Source organism: Dietzia sp. IBK-p2-16D, from assembly GCF_057773085.1.
This window is the reverse complement of the sequence record NZ_JBYMTL010000045.1, coordinates 1-466: the sequence shown is the minus strand read 5'-3', so window position 1 is coordinate 466 and position 466 is coordinate 1. Positions and strand designations below refer to the sequence as shown.

The 466-nt window shown below is 44.8% G+C and carries 1 protein-coding gene; it reads left to right on the top strand.

What is annotated here, in order from left to right; all coding sequences use genetic code 11:
• Nucleotides 1-205 precede the first annotated feature (205 nt).
• Complete coding sequence (locus AC3DE3_RS17260) at nt 206-439, top strand: con-10 family general stress protein (protein ID WP_488370848.1); 234 nt, start codon at nt 206-208, stop codon at nt 437-439.
• The last annotated feature ends 27 nt before the right edge of the window (nt 440-466 follow it).

Sequence of the window (466 nt, the reverse complement as noted above, 5' to 3'; positions counted from 1 at the left end):
CGTTACGCTCGTTTGATAATGGCACAAGAACCGAAACTTGAAGGACTCTTTAATACTAGGGAGTTACACTCATGACGTGGCAAGAAGATAGAGAAGATTATCTGTCCTGCCCTCACCTAGAAGAACAACGTATTTGGATTAAAGGAAAGGAGTTTATGAGGTGTTTAAATTGTGGCATGGTTCGAAAGATATGAAGTACTAGGATATGACTTCTGCTGAGAAGCGGAAGTACACAATGGAGAAGCGTTACGGTAAGGACTGGCAACGTAAGTGGGGAGTTAAAGTAGCAGATACCAACCTCCTAGCAGACCCCTTGTTCTACGTTAGGATTGGTAGACTCGGAGGACTGAAATCTAGAGGAGGTGGTTTTGCAGCAATGACTCCTGAAAAACGCAGAGAAGCTGGCCGTAAGGGTGGCTCTGCATTAAGGAACAAATGACCTACACCAAACCAACCAACGAATGCC

Excerpts from the sequence above, each read along its gene's own strand:
- AC3DE3_RS17260 (WP_488370848.1), top strand. The coding sequence starts at position 206 with ATGACTTCTGCTGAGAAGCGGAAGTACACAATGGAGAAGCGTTACGGT.